At 69.9% G+C, this 19,469-nt stretch carries 21 protein-coding genes; 8 read left to right on the top strand and 13 right to left on the bottom strand.

The annotated features are described in order from the left end of the window. The first annotated feature begins 54 nt into the window (after positions 1-54). Together AOM46_RS20930 and AOM46_RS20925 are read left to right on the top strand one after the other, a co-directional pair. Entirely contained in the window at positions 55-819 is a 765-nt protein-coding gene (locus AOM46_RS20930) for a helix-turn-helix domain-containing protein (protein WP_370592748.1), read from the top strand. Between the two features lie 52 nt (positions 820-871). Continuing rightward, on the top strand, positions 872-1,066 hold the full coding sequence (locus AOM46_RS20925; RefSeq protein WP_062214109.1) for a DUF397 domain-containing protein: 195 nt from the start codon (positions 872-874) through the stop codon (positions 1,064-1,066). A 15-nt stretch (positions 1,067-1,081) separates the two neighbouring features. Here the strand turns inward: AOM46_RS20925 and AOM46_RS20920 are convergent, their stop codons facing one another. The 7 genes from AOM46_RS20920 to AOM46_RS20895 form a co-directional block, all read right to left on the bottom strand. Next, entirely contained in the window at positions 1,082-1,627 is a 546-nt protein-coding gene (locus AOM46_RS20920; RefSeq protein WP_062214108.1) for an HAD domain-containing protein, read from the bottom strand. A gap of 25 nt (positions 1,628-1,652) precedes the next feature. Continuing rightward, positions 1,653-2,141 carry a class I SAM-dependent methyltransferase gene (locus tag AOM46_RS34150; protein ID WP_370592747.1) on the bottom strand — a complete coding sequence of 163 codons (489 nt, stop codon included), beginning with the start codon at positions 2,139-2,141 and terminating at the stop codon, positions 1,653-1,655. After that, a complete protein-coding gene (locus AOM46_RS20915) occupies positions 2,084-2,977 on the bottom strand; it encodes a phosphotransferase (protein WP_062214107.1) in 894 nt (297 codons plus the stop codon). Before AOM46_RS20915 ends, AOM46_RS34150 begins: the two co-directional genes overlap by 58 nt. A 22-nt stretch (positions 2,978-2,999) precedes the next feature. Further along, positions 3,000-3,752, bottom strand: a complete 753-nt coding sequence (locus AOM46_RS20910) for a hypothetical protein (protein WP_062214106.1) — start codon at positions 3,750-3,752, stop codon at positions 3,000-3,002. Between the two features lie 230 nt (positions 3,753-3,982). Beyond that, positions 3,983-4,831: a helix-turn-helix transcriptional regulator gene (locus AOM46_RS20905; RefSeq protein WP_062214105.1), complete on the bottom strand. Its 849-nt coding sequence runs from the start codon at positions 4,829-4,831 to the stop codon at positions 3,983-3,985. A gap of 5 nt (positions 4,832-4,836) precedes the next feature. Further along, a complete protein-coding gene (locus tag AOM46_RS20900; protein WP_062214104.1) occupies positions 4,837-5,370 on the bottom strand; it encodes a DUF6879 family protein in 534 nt (177 codons plus the stop codon). Next, entirely contained in the window at positions 5,333-5,584 is a 252-nt protein-coding gene (locus tag AOM46_RS20895; protein ID WP_062214103.1) for a hypothetical protein, read from the bottom strand. Before AOM46_RS20895 ends, AOM46_RS20900 begins: the two co-directional genes overlap by 38 nt. Before the next feature lie 126 nt (positions 5,585-5,710). On the opposite strand from AOM46_RS20895, the gene AOM46_RS20890 reads away from it, so the two are divergent. Then, a complete protein-coding gene (locus AOM46_RS20890; RefSeq protein WP_158920530.1) occupies positions 5,711-6,049 on the top strand; it encodes a hypothetical protein in 339 nt (112 codons plus the stop codon). 96 nt (positions 6,050-6,145) lie between these two features. Here the strand turns inward: AOM46_RS20890 and AOM46_RS20885 are convergent, their stop codons facing one another. Next, positions 6,146-6,784, bottom strand: coding sequence for a flavin reductase family protein (locus tag AOM46_RS20885; RefSeq protein ID WP_062214101.1), 639 nt, complete (start codon positions 6,782-6,784; stop codon positions 6,146-6,148). A gap of 231 nt (positions 6,785-7,015) precedes the next feature. Here AOM46_RS20885 and AOM46_RS20880 point away from each other — a divergent pair, with 231 nt between their 5' ends. After that, entirely contained in the window at positions 7,016-7,567 is a 552-nt protein-coding gene (locus AOM46_RS20880; protein WP_062214100.1) for a hypothetical protein, read from the top strand. Here AOM46_RS20880 and AOM46_RS34755 read toward each other — a convergent pair. The 3 genes from AOM46_RS34755 to AOM46_RS20865 all read right to left on the bottom strand — a co-directional run bounded on the left by AOM46_RS34755 (position 7,564) and on the right by AOM46_RS20865 (position 10,756). Next, a complete protein-coding gene (locus AOM46_RS34755) occupies positions 7,564-9,171 on the bottom strand; it encodes a hypothetical protein (protein WP_199824033.1) in 1,608 nt (535 codons plus the stop codon). The genes AOM46_RS20880 and AOM46_RS34755 overlap by 4 nt on opposite strands. Positions 9,172-9,223: 52 nt before the next feature. Continuing rightward, positions 9,224-9,769, bottom strand: a complete 546-nt coding sequence (locus AOM46_RS20870; RefSeq protein WP_158920528.1) for a hypothetical protein — start codon at positions 9,767-9,769, stop codon at positions 9,224-9,226. A gap of 129 nt (positions 9,770-9,898) precedes the next feature. After that, positions 9,899-10,756: a helix-turn-helix transcriptional regulator gene (locus tag AOM46_RS20865; protein ID WP_062214098.1), complete on the bottom strand. Its 858-nt coding sequence runs from the start codon at positions 10,754-10,756 to the stop codon at positions 9,899-9,901. Positions 10,757-10,934: 178 nt separating this feature from the next. Between AOM46_RS20865 and AOM46_RS20860 the strand changes: the two genes are divergently transcribed. Further along, a complete protein-coding gene (locus AOM46_RS20860) occupies positions 10,935-11,714 on the top strand; it encodes an NAD(P)H-dependent oxidoreductase (RefSeq protein ID WP_062214097.1) in 780 nt (259 codons plus the stop codon). Between the two features lie 18 nt (positions 11,715-11,732). Beyond that, positions 11,733-12,599, top strand: a complete 867-nt coding sequence (locus AOM46_RS20855) for an SMI1/KNR4 family protein (RefSeq protein ID WP_062214096.1) — start codon at positions 11,733-11,735, stop codon at positions 12,597-12,599. Positions 12,600-12,611: 12 nt separating this feature from the next. Here AOM46_RS20855 and AOM46_RS35495 read toward each other — a convergent pair whose 3' ends face one another. Continuing rightward, a complete protein-coding gene (locus AOM46_RS35495; protein ID WP_062214095.1) occupies positions 12,612-13,112 on the bottom strand; it encodes an NUDIX hydrolase in 501 nt (166 codons plus the stop codon). 374 nt (positions 13,113-13,486) lie between these two features. On the opposite strand from AOM46_RS35495, the gene AOM46_RS20845 reads away from it, so the two are divergent. Continuing rightward, on the top strand, positions 13,487-17,476 hold the full coding sequence (locus tag AOM46_RS20845) for a discoidin domain-containing protein (protein ID WP_062214094.1): 3,990 nt from the start codon (positions 13,487-13,489) through the stop codon (positions 17,474-17,476). Positions 17,477-17,615: 139 nt separating this feature from the next. Then, on the top strand, positions 17,616-18,374 hold the full coding sequence (locus AOM46_RS20840; protein ID WP_199824032.1) for a Clp protease N-terminal domain-containing protein: 759 nt from the start codon (positions 17,616-17,618) through the stop codon (positions 18,372-18,374). A 29-nt stretch (positions 18,375-18,403) separates the two neighbouring features. On the opposite strand, the gene AOM46_RS20835 is transcribed toward AOM46_RS20840, so the two are convergent. Further along, positions 18,404-19,453, bottom strand: a complete 1,050-nt coding sequence (locus AOM46_RS20835) for an Rv2578c family radical SAM protein (RefSeq protein WP_062214092.1) — start codon at positions 19,451-19,453, stop codon at positions 18,404-18,406. Positions 19,454-19,469: the final 16 nt, after the last annotated feature.

The following is a 19,469-nucleotide window of genomic DNA, read 5'->3' as shown; positions in this document are numbered from 1 at the left end:
CGTTTGAAGCCCTCCAGGTGTTGTCCCCCACGTCTGACAGCGAGTAAGGCCGAGATGACAGAACAGATCGACGAAGAGCCGACAAGCGCGCGGGATGTGCTGAGCTACATGCTCAAGAGCCTGCGGGAGAAGGCCGGGAAGTCCCTCAGTCAGCTTGCCGAGGACACCGGCTACGAACGCAGCTACCTGAACCGCCTGGAGAACGGCGACCGCCTCTCCAAACGGACGGTGATGGAAGACCTCGACGGTTACTACAAGACCGATACCCTGCTCCGCAAGCTGTGGAAGCTGGCCAAGGACGAGGTGATCGTGGACCGCTACCGGCTGTTTATGCAGTACGAAGCCACGGCCACCATCATGCACCGGTATGCGGAGATCATTCCTGGACTGCTCCAGACCGAGGAGTACGCTCGCGTCATTCTTGCTTCGGCCCCCGGGCCGTGGACGCAGGATGAGTTGGAATCCCAGGTCAGTGCCCGTATCGATCGTCAGTTGCTACTGCACCAATCGCCAGCTCCCAGCGCGCGCTTCATCGTCAACGAGTCAGTCCTACGCAGACCCACTGCTGATCCCGAGGTCTGGCGAGAGCAACTCCGTCACCTGCTCAAGTCTGCCGATCTGCCTTCGATCGTCCTTCAGGTGCTGCCATTCAGCGTTGGCGTCCACCCGCTGATGGGTGGGTCGATGGCCTTGCTCTGGCAGCCGGACCATAGCCCCGTTGCCTGGTTGGAAGGCAACTACTCTGGGAGCTGTATGAGGACTCCGAGGAAGTCACGCAGTTCCGGTTGTCCTACGATCGGCTGCGTGATCTGGCGCTGACGCCCTCAGCCTCGGTGAACTTCATCAGCAAGATCCTGGAGGACTGCAAGTCATGAACACCCCTGACCTCACTGCCGCCTCGTGGCGCAAGAGCAGTTTCAGCACCGGGGGCGACAACAACTGCGTGGAGGTCGCCGACGGCTTCGCCGGCGTCGTACCGGTGAGGGACAGCAAGACCAGGTCCGACGTGCTGATGGTTCCTGCTCCGAGTTGGGCGGCGTTCGTCGCGTTCCTCAACCAGCGGTGACCTGATCCACATACGTCAATGTTCCGCTTGCTGTCTCCAGCCATCGCTCCGGTGCGTCGACACCCAGGTGCGGACCGTCCATAGGTCTTGGGGCTGTATCCCTACACGGTGTTGCGGCTGGACAAGGAGAGTGGGCTGGCCGCCGGCGACGCGGGCGGCAGCCCACTCGTGGTCAGCGGAAGTGAAGTCGTCGTCGATCCAGACAAATGGCGCTCCGGCGGCGTGCTGGATGAGGTGATCCCGCTTCCACAGATAGCCGTTGGGGTGGCTGGTGGTCAGCGGCAGGCGGGGGAGGGAGACATGCGGCCAGTCAGGAAGGCCGAGGCAGGGTGCGATGAGGCGGGAGGCGTCCTGGCGCCAGCTGGTGCACCACACCGGGGTCAGGCCGGTGTCGGCGACAAGGGCAGCGAGTTGGGGACCATGGTGCGGGTTGAGCCATACCTTGATCGGCTTGTCGTAGCCGGTCGGCGTGACGTGGTGGATGTCGTGGGTGGGAGGAGGGTCGCCCTGGTCGTCCGGTCCGGGGATGAGGACGCCGTCGACGTCGAGGTAGAGGATCATCTTGATTCTCCCTTGTACCCGCAGGTCAGCGTCGTGCAAGGACGGTGATGTAGTCGTGGTGGTCGTCGGCGCGAAGGACGACGAGGAGTTGTCCGCCGGGCCGTAACGCGTCGGCAGTGGCGGCCAGGAGTGGGCGCGGAGCAGCGAAGGAGAGGGCTCCGAAGATCGAGAGACAGACATCCACGGAGCCTGCCGCCAGGTTGCGCAGCCGCTCCGCCGCGTCTCCGTGAAGGAAACGCAGCCGGGGGAGATGGCCATAGAGGGCGCGAGCTCGGTCGACCTTGGAAGGATCGTGGTCGATGCCGATGCAACGAGTGGCGTGGGTGCTGAGGTGGGCGAGGTTGTGACCGCTGCCGCAGCCGAGCTCGACCACCAGGGCACCGGTCAGGTTGCCTAGGAGGGAAATGTCAGGGCCGGTGCCCGGCCGCCGGGTGAGTTCCAGGCGGCCGGGCGGAGTCAGACCTTCAGCAGTTCGGCGGCGTCCAGCACGTGGCGGGTGATCACGGTCATCCACTTGTCCTCGGCTCCTTCGGCCCAGCCCAGGCCGATTTGCTGGGTGAACCACTCGGCCACCCAGACGCGGTGCCAGCCCAGAGCCCACGAGGCGGCGTCCAGGCCGCCGCGGGCGGCCACTGCTTCGGCGGGGCCGCCGGCCCGCACATAAGAACTGAGCAAGGCATGGGTGTGGTCGGTGTCAGGGGTGGCGGTGGTGCCTTGCCAGGAGGCCAGGTCAAGCAGGCCGGGGCCGGTGAAGGCGCGTGCCAGGTCCAGCACGCGCAGGCCGGACGCGGTCACATGGAGCGAGGTGGGGTGGAACTCGGAGTGCACCAGCCCGAACGGCGGCACCTCCGCGCCCTGGGCGCGGGTCTCGGCGGCCCGGCTGAGCGCGGTCGCCGCAGTCCGAGCCTCTTCGCTGGCGCCGTAGCGGTCCAGACGGCGGGCGATCTTTCCGGGCAGAGCGGCGAGTTCGGGTTCGCCGAGGTGGGGGAGGCCCGGGGCGGAGGCGACGCGGTGGATCTGGACGGCGGCGGTGGCGCCGTCGGGGTCGTCGGCCTCGCGAACGGGTTCGCCAAGGTCCTCGATCAGCATCCCCAGCAGACGCTCGGCGTGGTGGGCCGCGTAGATGGCGGGGACCGGGAGCCCGCCGGCTGCCGCGATTTCGAGGGCGCGGTCCTCGCGGTCGAAGGGTGCCTCGGCGTACTTGAACACCACGGACGCGGCGCCGGGGAACGTCAGACGTTCCACGCCGGAGCGGGCCCAGACCCGGATCGGCTGGCGAACCGGGTCGCCCGGCAGTCCGGCGTTGGCCAGGAGGCCGGGCAGCAGGGCGGTCACGTCCGTGGTGTTCATCTGGGGGACTCCTTTTCGCTGATCAGTTGGTGGTCGGGACGGTGCGGCACGCGTAGACGGCGGTCAGCCATTCGTCGCGGAAGGCCCGCAGGCCGGTGCGGAAGGTCTCGATCGAGGCGCCGTAAGGCAGGCAGGCGCCACCGGACTGGTCGGGAACGGACTGGCAGCCGTGTACCAGCCGGCCGCCGAGGGCGGCGTGGGCCTTGATGGACTCCACTCGCCGTGACTCGTTGAACCACGTGCTGTGGTACACCTCGTCGATCATGCCGCCGGTCGTTTCGTCCAGGTCGAAGACGACAGACGTGGCGGCGGGGAAGAACCAGCAGGGGCCCACGTTGGAGATGGTGCCGTCCGGCTCGACCTTGTTCAGTGCCATGAGCGTCGCGGCCTCACGCAGCATCCGCAGCTCGTCGGGGCCGACCTGCTCCAGGCCGCCGACCGGCAGCAACTCGTCGCGGAACAGGTAGGAGTACACCCGTGAGGCGATGGCCAGGACCTCGGCGGCATCGGTGGTGGAGCGGCTGTTGCTGCGAATGAACTCCAACGCCGTCTGCTCCAGGGCGGCTTCGGCGGTTTCCTCCACGTTCAGGAGCTGATTCCGGACCAGGTGCCAGTCGCAGACCAGCCAGGAGGCAGAGTCGAAGCGGAAGAAGTACTCGGCAGGGTTGATGGACAGGGTCGGGCCGTCCACGGTGATACCGGGCAGGCGGGACCAGCGTGGATCGAACGCCTGGGCCAGTTCGACACTGATCGTGGATGGGGCGGTAGCGGTCATGTGCGCAACCTCCTGGCACTGCGAGCGGCTGTTACTCAGACTGGGGCCGTGCCGCACCTCGGCTTTGAAGATGCGCCCAAAGGGGGCGGTGAGGACAGCAAGTGGCATCGGCGGGGATGCTTGGCACCTGTGACATGCGGTGGTTGGACCGGATGAGTATCCGGTTCGTCAACGACCGTAAAGAGGAGGGCCGGCAGCACTCAACGAAGTTGCGGATGATTGCGGATCGTTCACCCGAGTGAGCCACGCGCCGAGATGATCAGGGCGCGTGCGTCGTCGCCATGGACGGCCATGCGCGCCAGCTCACCGAAAGCCTTGAAATAGTCGGCAAGCTCCCGGGGACGGGTGATGTTGATCTCAGCGGTCAGTGTTTCGACCACGGCCCGGCTTCTGTCATAGAGGGTGAACGCTTCGAGCGGCCAGACGGAGCGTCGGGCAGTCCTGGGAATGACCCCCAACGAGACCGAGGCGAGGGGGAGAACCGTGAGCAGATAGGAGAGTTGATCAGCCATGGTCTTCTCGCAGCCCACCTGTGAGTACAACACCCACTCTTCGATGAGGACGACAAAGCGGTGGTTTCCTTCGCGGAGTAATCTTCCGCGGGCGACGCGTGCCGCCACGGCCTCGCTGACGTCGTCGGGAGTGCCCTGGAAGCTCGTGATCGCGCTCATGAGCGCGGTGGCGTAGGCCGATGTCTGAAGGAATCCGGGGACTACGTTGGAAACGTAGGAGCGGCAGACTTCCGTCCGCTCGTGGAGCCCGTAGAAGTCCTCCTGGGTCTTCCGCATGCCGGTCCGGTGGAGCCGTCGCCAGTCCAGATACATGGAGTTCACGGTCCGGGCGGTGGCGATCAGGTCGTCGACTTGTTCTTCCGCACCACACGCCGCACACCAGGCGCGGATATCCGCATCGCTCGGGGTGGCTCTGGCCTTCTGGATGCGTGTGGTTTTCGCAGGATGCCAGCCACATCGGGCTGACAGTTCGCGGCCCGTGAGACCCGCATCCTGGCGGAGGTCTGTCAGGCGGGCGGCAAGGGACTCTCGGGCCGCCTGGGCGCTGGAATACGGTGACGCGGCCACGCGGATCAGGAGATGGCGTACTTCTCGTGGGGGATGGCCCGACTCCAAACGCTCTCAAATGCGGAGGAACACAGCGCCACGACATCGGCGCTGTCGCTCATCTCGGCCTCTACCGCTTCACCCTCGCCGGAGAAGTGGTTGAAGCGCACTACCCGATCATCGATAAGCCAGAAGTCTGCGGCGGGCAGAGGAATGCCGATCGCCTGGCGTCGTGCCAACCACCGCACGCTCTCACCGGCTTCGATATTCAGCGGGGTGAGCGCGTGCTCGTAACGGACGTAGCTGGTGACGGGCTCGGAAATGATACGTGCGCGACGCACGGCCACCCCACGAGACGAAACACTGGCCACCAGGCTCATCCAATCGGCGAGAGCTTTCCGGCCATCCGCCAGAGTCCATCTCCCCGACTCCCACAACTCACGCTCCTGCGCCTCCTCCGCGACGGCGTACACATCGCGCATTTCCAGATGGAGGGCCGAGTGTTCAGCAGAGGACAGCAGCTCATCGAAGCTGGGGATGGTCGATGGCTTCCGCGTCATCGATGGCCTTCCTGATGATGTCGATCATGCGATACGGGAGACGAATGACTGCCTCGTTGTCGGGCAAGGGGCTGTCACGTTGCGTTTCTGTCATCATCTCATCGTCGGCTCGCCACCCTTGCAGCACCAGTTCCTTCCTGGCGTCGTCGAGCCAAACAGCGGGGCAGTTGCCTCCGCCGGTCTCCGGATCGATGCCGATGAACCGTAGGACCACGACTGCCTCCCGAAGCCAGCGAATTGCGGGAACTGCTCAAGTCAAACGAAACGGTGACATCACGTCAACGACGGGGGTTCGATCCAGCCATCCAGGAACAAACCGGCGGTGGTACGAGGGAAGACGTTGCTGTCATCCACAGGACCGTCGGAGCTGATCGGCGAGCGGCGGAGGTGGGTGGTGGACTGGGCCTGGCCGACGAGGGGGGCGGCGTTTATCGATCCGGCGCTGTTGGTGACCCAGCTGGTCGCCGGTGGGCATTCGCCGGCGGGGGCGGAGGCCTGGGCGGCCGGTTGTCCGGCCTGGGTCGGGGCGGATCCGAAGGCGATCGATGCCTGGGCCGTGGCCTATGCGCGGATGACCCGGGTGCGGGCCCTGCGGAAGCCCGGCGAGCCGTGGCTCACGGCCATGGCTGACGCGATCGAGAGCTGGGCCAACCACCGGGGCATCACGGACATTCTCTGAGCGGTGGCCGGCCCCCCCCGCCCCATGATGTCGGGCATCGGCTCACGCCGCCGTCGCTCGTGGCGTGGCACCGGGCTGACCCGCCGTGCGCGTGTGTCAGCTGGTGGCCGACCGGTGTGGGTGGGGCATGTTCCAGCCCTGGGCGAGTCTTGACGGGTGGACGTTGGTGCCGCCGCCGAAGAACTCGCAGAATTTCATGATCAGCGGGTCCCAGCGGAGTGGGTCCACATGGTGTGTCCCCGGGATGATCAGTTCCTCCTCGACATGGGCGCGAAGAACCTCGACCTGGATGGCGCTGGCGTCGGGAGCGGGGTGTCCGAAGGGGTGGGCCGCGACGACCCGGCACTCCAGCTGGATCGGACACTCCGCGACCCGGGGGGCTCGGACCAGGTCCGATGGCTGCTCGGTCAGCCCGGCGGTCGAGAACTTCGCCGGCTCGTAGCGGTAGCCCTGCTGCACCTTGTGGTCCGGCACGGTCGGCTTCCCGGTGGTCAGCGCCAGCCGGTCAACCGCCTCGACCATCGCGGAGGAGGGCAGGTTGAGCACGCACTCGCCCTCCCGCAGCAGGTTCGCCGTGGTCTGGGCGCTGTCGCCGAGGCCGAGCACACAGGTCTGGCCCAACCACCACGCCGAGGACATCGGCGCGAGATTCGGTGTGCCGTCCTCGTTGAGCGAGCTGATCAGCACCACCGGGGTGCCGAAGTACAGAACCTTGAGGCCGGGGACGACATGCATGGGGTGGGCCCTTCACGGAGTTCAGCGGGAGGGACCCGCGATCGGGAGCACGGGCCTTCGGTGACTCTCCCGCAGGCGCCACCTCCCTGACCGGCGGAAACGCGACATCGCGCCCCGGAGTTGAACCGTCGGGGAGGGTGCGGCGTCACCGGCAACAGCCCGGAGCTTCGCCGGGACCCGATTCGGGCCCTCGCTGTCCCTGATCGTCAACGACCCGGGTGGGAGAGCCCCGTGAGCGAGATCGAGGACGACTACGAGGCGCTGCGCGCGATCGACTCCCGGGCGCGGGAGGCATGGTTGCGCGGCCGCTTTCCGCAGGGTGCGCCGCCGCAGTGGTGGCACGGGCTGCTGGGGTTCGCCGAGTCGGCGGCGCACCCGCTGCGCGGGCTGCCGGAGGCGGAGAGCCGGGCACGGTTCGCGTTCGCCCTCGCGCTGGTCCACACGGCGCACCGGACCGGTGCCATGAGCCGCTGCGCGGCCGGCTACCAGCGGGCCAGGCTGGCCGCGCTCGCTCTGCGTCATCAGCCCCGACTCGACGGGCTGCCGGCGGAGTTGAGCCCCGAGGGTGCCGTCCGCCAGCTGCTGGACGGGCTTCCGTTGACCCGGAGCGAGACGCGGGCGGCGATCGAGCGGCGTCGGCTCGCGGGCGACGACCACCCCGTTCGGGATGTCCTGCTGCACGATCTGGAACGGGCGCTGACCGCGCTGCCCTGGCTGACCGAGCAGCTCACCGACCCCGCCCTGAGGCGGGAGGCCGCCGACTGGCTGACGCTGCTCCGCTAGGCCGTGTCCGTAGGAGGGGCAGGGGGGTCGGGGGGCGTGAGCCGGCGGAGGCCGAGGTGGAAGGCGAGGAGGCGGGTGCGTTCCGGGCCGAGGACGGGCCGGGCCTCGGCCAGGCGCGTGGCGAGCACGGCGGCGATGGTGGCGTTCGGCATCGCGTAGGTGGTGGCGGCCTCGCGGGTCACCCAGGTGACCAGGTCGTTGCGGGCTCGGCCGCGCAACGCGTCGAGCGGGTCGGCGACGAGTTCCAGGTCGGTGCGGAGCCGGGTCCAGACGTCCAGGGCGTGGAGCAGCCGGTAGGCGGCCAGCCGGATGTGCCGGGGCCGGCGGATGTCGAGGAGTTCCCTGAGGTGGCGCGGGTCCAGCTGGTCGGTCCTGGCGCGTAGGGCGGTGCTGACCTGGCGGGTCACGGCGCCGGACGGGTCGGTGAGCAACGGGAGCAGGAGCGCCGGCTCGGCCGCGCCGAGTCGTCGTAGCGCGCGCACCGCGGCGGCTCGGCCCCGGGGGCGGGGGTGCGCCAGCCAGGGGCGGACGAGGTCGGCGTCCGGGCCGGCGCCGGTCTCGCCGAGGCCGGCGATCGCTCCGGGGGCGGGGGCGGGGCCCGCGAGCAGAGCGCGGTAGTGCTCCTCGGGAACGGCCCCGTCGCGGCGCAGTGCCGCCTGGGCGACGGCGCGCACGATCGGGTTGCGGTCCGGGAGGGCGTCGTGGGCGGGGCCCACCTCACCGGTGTTGGCCAGCGCCTGGACCGCGGCGGCGCGGACCACCGCGGCGCCGTTGGTCAGTAGCGGGCGGACCAGCTCGACGGTGCCGGTCTCGACGGCCTTCACCACGGCGGTCTCGGCGCAACGGGCCCTGGTCGGGAGGTCCTTGTCGTGTCGGGCGGCATGCAGCATCCGGGGCAGGTCGAGCCGGCCGGTGGCGAGCGCGGTGAGGTGGGCGGTGCGTCGGGTGTGCCGGTCCGGGGCGGCGAGGGCGGCGTGCAGCGCCTCGACGGGGCCCTCTCGGAGCATGGCCTCGACCCGTTCGGCGAGCCAGTGGCCGGTGCGGCGTTCCCGCAGGGCCAACGCCACCGGCGCGGTCGCGGCCAGGGTCGCGCCGGGTTGCTCCGACAGTCGGCGGGCCAGCGCGTCCCGGGCCGGGGTGCGGACCTGGGGCACCCAGTCCGCCGCCCGCAGGGCGAGTGTGGCCGGCGCGAGGGGGGCGTCGAGTTCGGCGAGGGCGTCGACCGCGGCCTGTCGCACATGGCCGTTGGGGTGGGTGGCGGCGAGGACGAGCCCCAGCGCGTGGGGGCCGTCGCGCAGCAGCCGTTCGACCGCGCTGGTCGTCCACCGCGGCTCGTGCCACCAGATGCGGCGGAGCCGCTCGTCGAGCAGCAGCCAGTGGCGGGGCGCGGCCGAGCGCAGCGTTCGTTCGACCTCCGCGCGCACCGCCGGATCGTCGTCGTGGCCGGCGGCGACCAGCGTCGTGGCCGACATGCCCGCCGGATCGCGGGGCTGGTGGGGGTGATGGGGCTGGTGGGGGAGCGGGCCATGGGGTACAGACCAGTGGAACATGTGGGCGCGGGCGTGCAGTTGGTGGAGCACGCGCTGTCGCAGGTGGTGGGTCATGGCGGTCCCCCTCGGGACGTTCGGCCGGCCCGCGCGGACGAGGCCCGGGCGGTCAGTCGTCGGCGCCGGAGGCGGCGTCAGTGGCAGTGGCGTCGGCGCCTCGGCCACGGTTGCGGGCGCGGTTGATCAGGGCGGCGATCATCATGACGGGGAAGAGGATCGCGCAGAGGACGAAGGGGCCGCCGGCGATCAGTAGGAAGAGGCCCATGAAGAGGAAGAGCACCAGCGCAGTGCCCCAGCCGTGGCCGAACGCGTAGGCGGTGTCCTTCTCGTTGGGCATCACCCAGCTGCTGAGGTCCTTGCGGATCAGCCGCACGTCGGCGACGTTCCCCTCGTCGCAGTCGCCGATGTGCACGCGGGTGTCGGGGAGCGGCGGGCCGCCGTTGTCCGGGGTGAAGACGCCGAAGCAGTGGGTGGCGGTGTGGCTGCTGCCTCGGCCGCCGCCCTCGCGGACCTCACGGGACTCGGTGACGGTGATGGTGCCCTGCTCGCCGTGCAGGTCGAAGGCCGCCGCGACGACGCGCGCCGACAGCACGGGCACGTCCTCGATCAGTTGGACGACAAAGACCGCCACCGGTAGACATATCAACCAGATCACCAACAGTCCGCCGATACTGGCGTGTTGGATACCCGAAAACAGCCGTCGCCCCCGCATCGGCCCCCCGTTCGATCGCGATGGCCCAGCGTACCGCCGCCTATGGGCGGGTCCGCACGGCCCCGCGTGACGTCATTCGTCGACGCGGGCGGGCGTCGAGGGGTGGGCGTCGGCGCGATCGGTGCCGTCCGCGCCCAGGCCGGCGAGCAGGCGCAGCCCGTCCTCGGCCGGGGTGCCGGGGGCCGCGGACAGGACCAGCAGTTCCCTGCCCGAGGCGTCCGGCAGCGCGAAGTTCTCCTGGTGGAGTTCCAGCAGGCCGACCAGCGGATGCCGGTACGCCTTGCGGCCATGGGTGCGGGCGCGCACGTCCGCGCGGGCCCAGAGGCGGCGGAAGCGTCCGCTGCCCATGGCCAACTCGCCGATGAGCGAGGCCAGTCGGGGGTCGTCGGGGTATTTGCCGGCGGACAGGCGCAGATGGCCCACCGCGTCCAGGGTGCAGTTCTCCCAGTCCGCGTAGAGGCCGCGTTCGGCCTCTTCGAGGAAGAGGTGCCGGGCGGTGTTCAGGCCCGGCATCGGCCGGCCGTAGAGCAGCCCGGCGAGGCGGTTCCCGGCAAGCACGTCCATCCGGTGGTCCATGATCAACGCGGGTGCGTCGGTGACCAGATCGAGAACGCGCAGCAGCTCGGGCCGGAGCCGTCCGCCCGGTGTCCGCGCGGGGCGGCGGCGCTGCCGGGCAAGCCGGTCGAGATGTTCGCGTTCGGTCTCGTCGAGTCGCAGGACGCGGGCGAGCGCGTCGAGGACCTGCTCGGACGGCTGGGTGGCGCGGCCCTGCTCCAGGCGGACGTAGTAGTCCACGCTGACGCCGGAGAGGTGCGCCACCTCCTCGCGGCGCAGGCCCTCGACCCGGCGGCGGCTGTCGGTGGGGATGCCCACGTCGGCGGGGTCGACCCGGGAACGCCGGGTCCGCAGGAAGCCAGCGAGATCGTCCATGCCTCCCAGTATGTCCCCCCGGATCCCGTCGGCGGGGTGCGCGAGGGTGGTCCCGCCGATACCAGGAAGTCCCGTCCGATGGAAGAGGAGCCCCTGAACGCGGGGCGGCGCCGGGCCCAGGATCGAAGGCGTCCGATTCCGAGTAACCCGAGTAACCCGAGCAACCCGAGGAGTTCCCATGAAGACGCTGATCGTTCATGCCCACCCGGAGCCGAGGTCGCTCAACGGCTCGCTGAAGGATCGCGCGGTGGCGACGTTGGAGAGCGACGGGCACGAGGTCCGGGTGAGCGATCTGTACGCGATGAACTGGAAGGCCGTCGTGGACGCGAAGGACTACGGGCCGGACGCCTCGGATCCGTTGCGGGTGGTCCGGGATTCGGGGCGGGCCTTCGACGCGGGGACGTTGACCGCCGATGTCCGCGCCGAACAGGAGAAGCTGCTGTGGGCCGACACGATCATCTTCCAGTTCCCGCTGTGGTGGTACACGATGCCGGCGATCCTCAAGGGCTGGGTGGACCGGGTGTTCACCTCCCACTTCGCCTATGGCGTCGGCGAGCACAGCGACGTCGGATACGGCGAGCGCTTCGGTGAGGGCACCCTCGCCGGCCGGCGGGCGCTGCTGTCGGTGACCGTCGGCGGCCCGGAGCCGCATTACGCCGCGCGCGGGATCAACGGGCCCATCGACGATCTGCTGTTCCCGATCCAGCACGGGATCCTCTACTACCCGGGTATCGAGGTGCTGCCACCGTTTGTGCTCTACGGAGTCGACCGGATGACCGGCGAGGGCTACGAGGCGGCCGTCAAGGCGTGGGAGGAGCGGCTGCGCACCCTGGAGTCGACGGAGCCGATCGCGTTCCGTCGGCAGAACTTCGGCGACTACGAGATTCCGTCGCTGCGCCTGAGGGAGGGGCTTGAGCCCGAGGGCCGTACGGGGTTCGGGCTGCATGTGCGGGGCTGACGGGTAGGCTCACCGGCCATGTCACCGATCCCGTTGCCGGCTGCCGCCTCGATCGACCGGCTGCTCGCGCTCGTTCCTCCGCCGTCGGATCCGGTGGCGGCGGACGCCGACTGGGCGGCGGCCGAGGCCGCGTTGGGGCTGGTGTTGCCCGCCGACCTCAAGGAGGTCTGGCGCCGTTACGGGGCCGGGATGTTCTGCGGCGAGGTGGGGCTGTGTTCGCCGGAGCAACTGGTGGAGTCCAACCGGCGGTTGCTGGGGGACTGGGCGACGATGCGGGAGGACTACCCGGAGGAGTACCCGCTGCCGTTCCACCCGGAGCCGGGCGGGCTGCTGGTCTGGGCGCTGGACTCGGTGGGCGGGGCGCTGTGTTGGCTGACGGAGGGCGATCCGGCGGGCTGGCCGGTGGTGCGTTGGCAGCAGCGGGACGGGGACTTCGCGAGATGCGAAGGGGGCGCGGCCGACCGGCTGGTGGCCGAGGTGGAGCGGCTGGTGGCGCGCTCGGCGGAGGGCGGGGTGCCGTATGACGCGCCCTGGTTCTCGCCGCGCCGCGAACTCGTCCATGTCGAGCTGCTGTTGACCCCGTCCCCGATGCCCTATCCGGAGCGGCTGAGGCTGCTGCGGGAGCGCCTGGCGCCCACGGTCGGCCGGGGCGGCTGGGCCGATCCGGACGGAGGGGTGCGGCAGGACCACTTCCTGGCCGACGAGTTGGGGTGGCGGCTGACCTACGAGATGGCGTACGGGCATCGGCTGCGGGTGAACTACCCGCCGGCGGACGAGGAACGGGCCCGGGAGACGGTCCTGGCCGCCGTCGCCGCGTTGGGCTGCCGGGTGATATCCGCCCACGGCGCGGCCGCCGGCTGGGGCCCGGCGCCCGCCGAAGACTGAACTGGCACTGAACTAGCGCGGCCCGTTGGGCACATACCCCAGGTGGACGGGGGCGCCGTCACGGGTTCGGTGTTCGGCGAGCAGGGTGGCCAGGGTGGGGGGCCACAACGCCTCTTCGGCGGTGGCCAGTTCGGCGGGGGTCCACCAGCGCCAGTCGAGTATGCCGTCCTCGGCGTGCGCGGCGGCCAGGCCGGGGCCGAGTTCGCGGCGGGGGCCTGGCGTGAGATATCCGAGATAGATGTGTTCGTGTTGGCGGACGGGCACGCCGCCACGGGTGTAGTCGTGCTCCCAGGTGCAGAGCAGTGGCCCGGGCTCGATATCGAACCAGCCGGTCTCCTCGCCGAGTTCGCGACGGGCGCCCTCCCTGGTGCTCTCGCCCGGATCGAGGCCGCCGCCCGGCAGTGACCAGTGGACGCCGACCTCCGAGTTGTCGTAGCGGAAGAGGAACGTCGCCCCGTCCGGTGCCAGCACCGCGATCCGCGCGGCGCGTCGTGGGGTTCTGGCGTGCGTCATGGCACCTCCGTGCTCGGTCACCCGGTGCAGCCTAGTTTCCCCCGTTCGCCTCCCCGGATGCGGCCGTCGGGGTTGACGCAAATTTCTTGCGGTTCTTGCGGGTTGTCGGCCCCCGGCGTCGGGGGCGGGCGTAAGTGGCAGCTCAACGGGGCGGCGGCATTTGCGTGCCCCGGGCAACCGGTGGGCGGGGGTGCGAAGTTGGTAAGCAAGAAGGCGTGCGCGACCTGTGGACACCTTGGCATGCTCCTGCAACTCTCTGATGTCAATACGCAAAATCATGCGCACGCCATGCGTGGTCATGCACGGTCATGCGTGCTGTCGGGATGGGCCAGGGATGTCGGCCAGGGACGAGGGCACAGGATGAGAGGCCAGGGATGAGACGAAGAGGTCTGGGAGCGCGGGCCGGAGCCGCCGCGCTCACCGCCATGCTGATGATCGGAGGTGGACTGACCGCCGGGGTCGCCACCGCCAGCGACACCGGGTTGGCCGCCGGGGCGCCCGCGACGGCCAGCAGCGTCGGCGGGGAACGCGCCGCCGCGCATATCACCGACGGTGACCAGGGCAGCTACTGGGCGAGCGCCGCCGACGAGTTCCCCGCCTGGGTGGCCATCGACCTGGGCGAGGTGGCCCGCGTCGACGGCGTGGTGCTCAGCCTGCCGGCCGACTGGGAGAGCAGGGAACAGACGGTCGCCGTGCACGGAAGCATGGACGGCACCACCTTCACCACGCTGGCCAACGCCGCCACCCTCACCTTCGACCCGTCCTCGGACAACCGGGTGACGGTCCCGCTGCCCGCGCAGCGGACGCGGTTTGTCCGGCTGGAGTTCACCGGCAACAGCGCTGCGGATCAAGCGCAGTTGGCGGAGCTGGAGGTGAGCAGGGCCGAGGAGTCGGAGGAGAACCTGGCGCGCGGGGCCACGTTCACCGCCAGCAGCTCGGCCGACGGCGGCGACGCCGAACTCGCCGGTGACGGCGAGCGGAACAGCTACTGGCAGAGCGAGAGCGGCGAACTCCCGCAGTGGCTGCGCGCGGACCTCGGTGCCTCGGTGCCGCTGAACCGGGTGGTGCTCGGCCTGCCGGGCGACTTCGAGCCGCGCACCCAGACGCTGACGCTCCAGGTGTCGCAGGACGGTACCGAGTTCACCGATCTCACCCCGGCCGAGGACGCGCTCTTCGACGCCGACGCCGCCGACAACACGGTGACCCTGGCCTTCGACAACACCACCGCCCGCTATGTGCGGGTGCTGGTCACCGGCAATACCGGCCAGGACGCCGCCCAGCTGGGCGAGTTGGAGATCTACGGCCCGACGGACGGCGACACCGAGGCGCCCGGCGCGCCGGGGTCGCTGACCAGCGCCCTCGCCGAGCCCGGGCAGGTCGGCCTGAGCTGGTCGGCCGCCGAAGACGACACCGGGGTGGTCGGCTACGAGATCTACGCCGACGGGGTGCTGCGCACCACCGTCTCCGGCGAGGCCACCTCCTACACCGACACCCAGCCGGCGGATGCCACCGTCAGCTACACGGTGCGCGCGCTCGACGCGGCGGGGAACCGTTCCGCCGACAGCGACGCGGTCACCCATGAGGGTGAACTCAACGTGCAGGCCGTGGAGTTGGCGCAGGGCAAGCCGATCAGCGCCTCCTCCCATGTACACACCTTTGTCGCGGCCAACGCCAACGACGGGGATGTGGCGACCTACTGGGAGGGTGGTGACCACCCGAGCGAGCTGACCGTCCAGCTGGGCGCCGAGGCCGAACTGGACTCGGTCGTGGTGCGGCTGAACCCGGACAACGCCTGGGGCGACCGCACCCAGCGGATCGCCGTCCTCGGCCGGTCCGGCTCGGGCGGCTTCGAGACCCTGGCCGCCGCGGCCGACTACGGCTTCTCCCCGGCCACCGGGAACACGGTGACCATCCCCGTCAGCGGGCAGGCCGCCGATGTGCGGCTGGCCATCACCGCCAACTCGGGCGCGCCGGCCGGACAGGTCGCCGAGCTTGAGGTGTACGGCGAGCCGGCCCCCAACCCGGACCTCGAAGTGGTCGCGCTGACGGCGACGCCGCCGGTCCCCTCGGAGTCGGACCCGCTGACCCTGACCGCGACCGTGCGCAACAGCGGCCCGGTCGCCTCGTCCGCCACCGAGGTGGCGTTCCTGGTGGACGGGGACGAGCAGGCCACCGCCGAGGTCGACGGGCTTGAGCCCGGCGACACCGCCGAGGTCTCCGCCGAGGTGGGCGTCTTCCCGGCGGGCGAACTCACGGTCGGCGCCGTGGTCGACCCGGAGAACACCGTGGTCGAGCAGAACGAGGACAACAACACCTATGTGAGCCAGGAACCGGTCGTGGTCGAGCCGGTGGCCAGCGCCGATCTGGTGGTGGCAGCGGTGACCTGGGACCCGTCGAACCCGTCGGCCGGCGACGAGGTCGACTTCTCGGTGCGGCTGGCCAACCGGGGCAGTCTGGACACGACGACCGGCAGCCACGAGATCACCCTGACGATCGGCGGCACCACGCTGACCGGCGCCTACAACGGCGCGATCGCGGCCGGCAGCACCACATCGGCCATCGCGCTGGGCAGTTGGACCGCGCAGGACGGCTCGTTCACCCTGTCCACCACGGTCTCGGCGGACGCCAACGAGATCCCGGCCAAGCGCGGCAACAACACCGACACCCGTTCCTTCGCGATCGGGCGCGGCGCGCAGATGCCGTACTCGATGTACGAGGCGGAGGACGCGACGACCGGCGGCGGCGCCACGGTGGTCGGCCCCAACCGGGACATCGGCGACCTCGCGGGCGAGGCGTCCAACCGCCAGGCGGTGACGCTGGAGTCGACCGGCGAGTACGTCGAGTTCACCACCGCGGAGGCCACCAACACCCTGGTCGCCCGGTTCTCCATCCCGGACAGCGCGAGCGGCGAGGGCATCGACAGCACGCTCAACGTCTATATCGACGGCGAGCCGCACGCCCCGCTCCAACTGACCTCGCGCTACTCCTGGTTGTACGGCGACGAGGCCAACCCGGGGAACTCGCCCGGCAGCGGCGGGCCGCGCCATATCTATGACGAGGCGCATCTGCTGCTGGACCGGACCGTGCCCGCGGGCAGCACCATCAGGCTGCAGAAGGACACGGCCAACGACACCGAGTACGCCATCGACTTCATCAGCCTGGAGCAGGTGGCGCCGCAGCCCAACCCCGACCCGACCGCCTACACCGAGCCGGAGGGCTTCACCCACCAGGACGTGCAGAACGCGCTGGACCGGGTGCGGATGGACACCACCGGCACCCTGGAGGGCGTCTACCTCCCGCCGGGCGACTACGAGACGTCCAACAAGTTCCAGGTCTACGGCGGCGCCGTCGACGTGGTGGGCGCCGGGGTCTGGTACACCCGCTTCCACGCGCCGACCTCGCAGACCAACACGGACATCGGCTTCCGCGCCGACTCGACCGCCGAGGGCTCGCGGTTCGCGCACTTCGCCTACTTCGGCAACTACACCTCGCGGATCGACGGCCCAGGAAAGGTGTTCGACTTCGCCAACGTCTCGGACATCGTGATCGACGACATCTGGGTCGAGCACATGATCTGCCTCTACTGGGGCGCCAACACCGACCGCATCACCATCAGCAACTCGCGTATCCGCAACCTGTTCGCCGACGGTCTCAACATGACCAACGGCAGCACGGACAACCATGTCACCAACAACGAGACCAGGGCGACCGGCGACGACAGCTTCGCGCTGTTCTCGGCGATCGACGCGGGCGGCGCCGACGAGACCGGCAACGTCTACGAGAACCTGACCTCGTTGCTGACCTGGCGCGCGGCCGGCCTGGCGGTCTACGGCGGCTATGACAACACCTTCCGCAACATCCGTATCGCGGACACCCTGGTCTACTCGGGCATCACCATCAGCTCGCTCGACTTCGGCTACCCGATGAACGGATTCGGTGAGATCCCGACCAACTTCCAAAACATCACGATCGAGAGAGCCGGTGGCCACTTCTGGGGCGACCAGGTCTTCCCCGGCATCTGGCTCTTCTCCGCCTCGGAGGTGTTCCAGGGCATCAGGGTCTCGGACGTGGACATCATCGATCCCACCTATGTGGGGATCATGTTCCAGACCAACTACGTCGGCGGCCAGCCGGAGTACCCGGTGACCGACACCGTCCTCACGGACGTCACCATCAGCGGGGCGCGGCTCAGCGGTGACAACTGGGAGCACAAGTCGGGGATCGGGGTCTGGGCCAACGAGTCGGCCGAGGCCGGCCAGGGTCCCGCGGTCGGCGAGGCCACGTTCAACAACCTGGTGCTCAACGACAACGTGGAGGACTTCCGCAACACCACCTCCACCTTCGAGTTCCATCTCAATCCGTAGCGACACCCGTAACACCGGCAGCAAGGCGGGGTCGTCCGGGATGTCCGGGCGGCCCCGCCGCCGTTCCGCTCAACCAGGCGTCCCTCAGGTGTCAACTCGCGGTTGACACTCGATGGGGTGTCAACCTAGAGTTGACACCATGACGGAACCCGTGGGAATGGCATATCCGGTACGGCTCGACGATCTGATCGACGCGATCAAGAAGGTCCACCCCGACGCCCTCGACCAGCTCACCGACGCGGTGCTCGCCGCCGACCACCTGGGCGAGCTGGCCGACCACCTCATCGGCCACTTCGTCGACCAGGCCCGCCGCTCCGGCGCCTCCTGGTCGGAGATCGGCCGCAGCATGGGCGTCACCCGGCAGGCGGCGCAGAAGCGGTTCGTGCCCAAGGACCCGGCGGGGCAGGGCGGCGCGACCGCCGAGGGGGACGCGGGGCTCGACCCGAGTCAGGGCTTCGGCCGGTTCACCCCCCGGGCGAAGAACGTGGTGATGGCGGCGCAGAACGAGGCCCACGCGGCGCGCAACAACGAGATCACCGCGGCCCATCTGGCGCTCGGGCTGCTGGTCGAGCCCAAGGGCGTCGCGGTGCTCGCCGTCGAGAGCCGGGGCGTGACCCCCGAGGCGCTGCGCGAGGCGCTGGTCGCCGCTCTCCCGGCGGCGGCCGACGAGGTGCCGGCGCTGATCCCCTATGACACGGGCGCGCGCAAGGCCCTGGAGCTGACGTTCCGCGAGGCGCTGCGCCTCGGGCACAACTACATCGGCACCGAGCACATCCTGCTGGCGCTGCTGGAGTTGGAGGACGGCGAGGGGCCGCTGCACGAGCTGGGCGTCGACAAGCCGAGCACCGAGGCGTTTGTCGTCGAGCTGCTGAGCCAGCTGGTCGAGAAGGACGGCTGAGCGGCGCCGGGGTGGGCGGCGCCGGCGGATCACATCAGCGTCAGCTGGGTGACCGCCGGCGTCGGCTCGCCCTCGACGGGGGGCTCGGGCTCGACGCGGGCCTCGGGCCCGGGGGAGCGGTGCGTGCCGGGCCGGCTCGGGCCGATCCCGCATTCGGCGGCGGCCTCGTGCACCTCCCGGGTGATCCGCCGCTGATACCACTTGGGGGCGTAGGCGCCGTCCGCGTAAAGGGCCTCGTAGCGGGGGACCAGGCGCGGATGGTGCCGGGCCAGCCACGCCATGTACCACTCCCTGGCGCCCGGCCGCAGATGCAGCGCCAGCGGGGTGACGGAGGTGGCGCCGGCCTCGGCGACGGCCCGCACCGTGCGCCGCAGCTGATCGGGGGAGTCCGCCAGATAGGGCAGCACCGGTGCCATCAACACCCCGCAGGGGATGCCGTGTTCGCGGAGCGTGCGGACCACGTCCAGCCGCCGCTCGGGCGCCGGGGTGCCCGGCTCGACCGTGCGCCAGAGCGTCTCGTCCAGCAGGCCGACCGAGACGGAGATCCCCACCTCGGTGACGGCGGCGGCCTCGCGCAGCAGCGGCAGATCGCGCAGGATCAGCGTGCCCTTGGTGAGGATGGAGAACGGGTTGGCCCGGTCCCGCAGCGCCGCGATGATCCCGGGCATCAACCGGTAGCGGCCCTCGGCCCTCTGGTAGCAGTCGACATTGGTGCCCATCGCGATGTGCTCGCCGCGCCACCGCGCCGCTCCCAGCTCCCGACGCAGCAGCTCGGGCGCGTTCACCTTGACCACGATCTGGGTGTCGAAGCCCAGCCCGGTGTCCAGATCCAGATAGCCGTGGGTCTTCCTGGCGAAGCAGTAGACACAGGCGTGGGTGCAGCCGCGGTAGGGGTTGACGGTGTAGGTGAACGGCATCCGCGACGCACCCGGCACGCGGTTGACGATGGACCTGGCGCGCACCTCGTGGAAGGTCACGCCCCGGAACTCGGGGGTGTCGATGGTCCGGCTGACCACATCGCTGCCGAAGAGTGCGGGGGGCGCCCCCGCCGATCCCTCGCTCAGCTGGTTCCAGCGCATCAGTGAACCCTCCTCG

It is taken from the genome of Streptomyces sp. NBRC 109706 (genome assembly GCF_000974485.1).
Taxonomy (GTDB): domain Bacteria; phylum Actinomycetota; class Actinomycetes; order Streptomycetales; family Streptomycetaceae; genus Streptomyces.
This window is presented reverse-complemented; position numbering and strand designations above follow the sequence as displayed.

Coding starts and splice junctions, on each gene's coding strand:
- AOM46_RS20930 (WP_370592748.1), top strand. CDS start 55: ATGACAGAACAGATCGACGAAGAGCCGACAAGCGCGCGGGATGTGCTG.
- AOM46_RS20925 (WP_062214109.1), top strand. CDS start 872: ATGAACACCCCTGACCTCACTGCCGCCTCGTGGCGCAAGAGCAGTTTC.
- AOM46_RS20920 (WP_062214108.1), bottom strand. CDS start 1,627: ATGATCCTCTACCTCGACGTCGACGGCGTCCTCATCCCCGGACCGGAC.
- AOM46_RS20915 (WP_062214107.1), bottom strand. CDS start 2,977: ATGAACACCACGGACGTGACCGCCCTGCTGCCCGGCCTCCTGGCCAAC.
- AOM46_RS20910 (WP_062214106.1), bottom strand. CDS start 3,752: ATGACCGCTACCGCCCCATCCACGATCAGTGTCGAACTGGCCCAGGCG.
- AOM46_RS20900 (WP_062214104.1), bottom strand. CDS start 5,370: ATGACGCGGAAGCCATCGACCATCCCCAGCTTCGATGAGCTGCTGTCC.
- AOM46_RS20885 (WP_062214101.1), bottom strand. CDS start 6,784: ATGCATGTCGTCCCCGGCCTCAAGGTTCTGTACTTCGGCACCCCGGTG.
- AOM46_RS34755 (WP_199824033.1), bottom strand. CDS start 9,171: ATGACCCACCACCTGCGACAGCGCGTGCTCCACCAACTGCACGCCCGC.
- AOM46_RS20865 (WP_062214098.1), bottom strand. CDS start 10,756: ATGGACGATCTCGCTGGCTTCCTGCGGACCCGGCGTTCCCGGGTCGAC.
- AOM46_RS20860 (WP_062214097.1), top strand. CDS start 10,935: ATGAAGACGCTGATCGTTCATGCCCACCCGGAGCCGAGGTCGCTCAAC.
- AOM46_RS20855 (WP_062214096.1), top strand. CDS start 11,733: ATGTCACCGATCCCGTTGCCGGCTGCCGCCTCGATCGACCGGCTGCTC.
- AOM46_RS35495 (WP_062214095.1), bottom strand. CDS start 13,112: ATGACGCACGCCAGAACCCCACGACGCGCCGCGCGGATCGCGGTGCTG.
- AOM46_RS20845 (WP_062214094.1), top strand. CDS start 13,487: ATGAGACGAAGAGGTCTGGGAGCGCGGGCCGGAGCCGCCGCGCTCACC.
- AOM46_RS20840 (WP_199824032.1), top strand. CDS start 17,616: ATGACGGAACCCGTGGGAATGGCATATCCGGTACGGCTCGACGATCTG.
- AOM46_RS20835 (WP_062214092.1), bottom strand. CDS start 19,453: ATGCGCTGGAACCAGCTGAGCGAGGGATCGGCGGGGGCGCCCCCCGCA.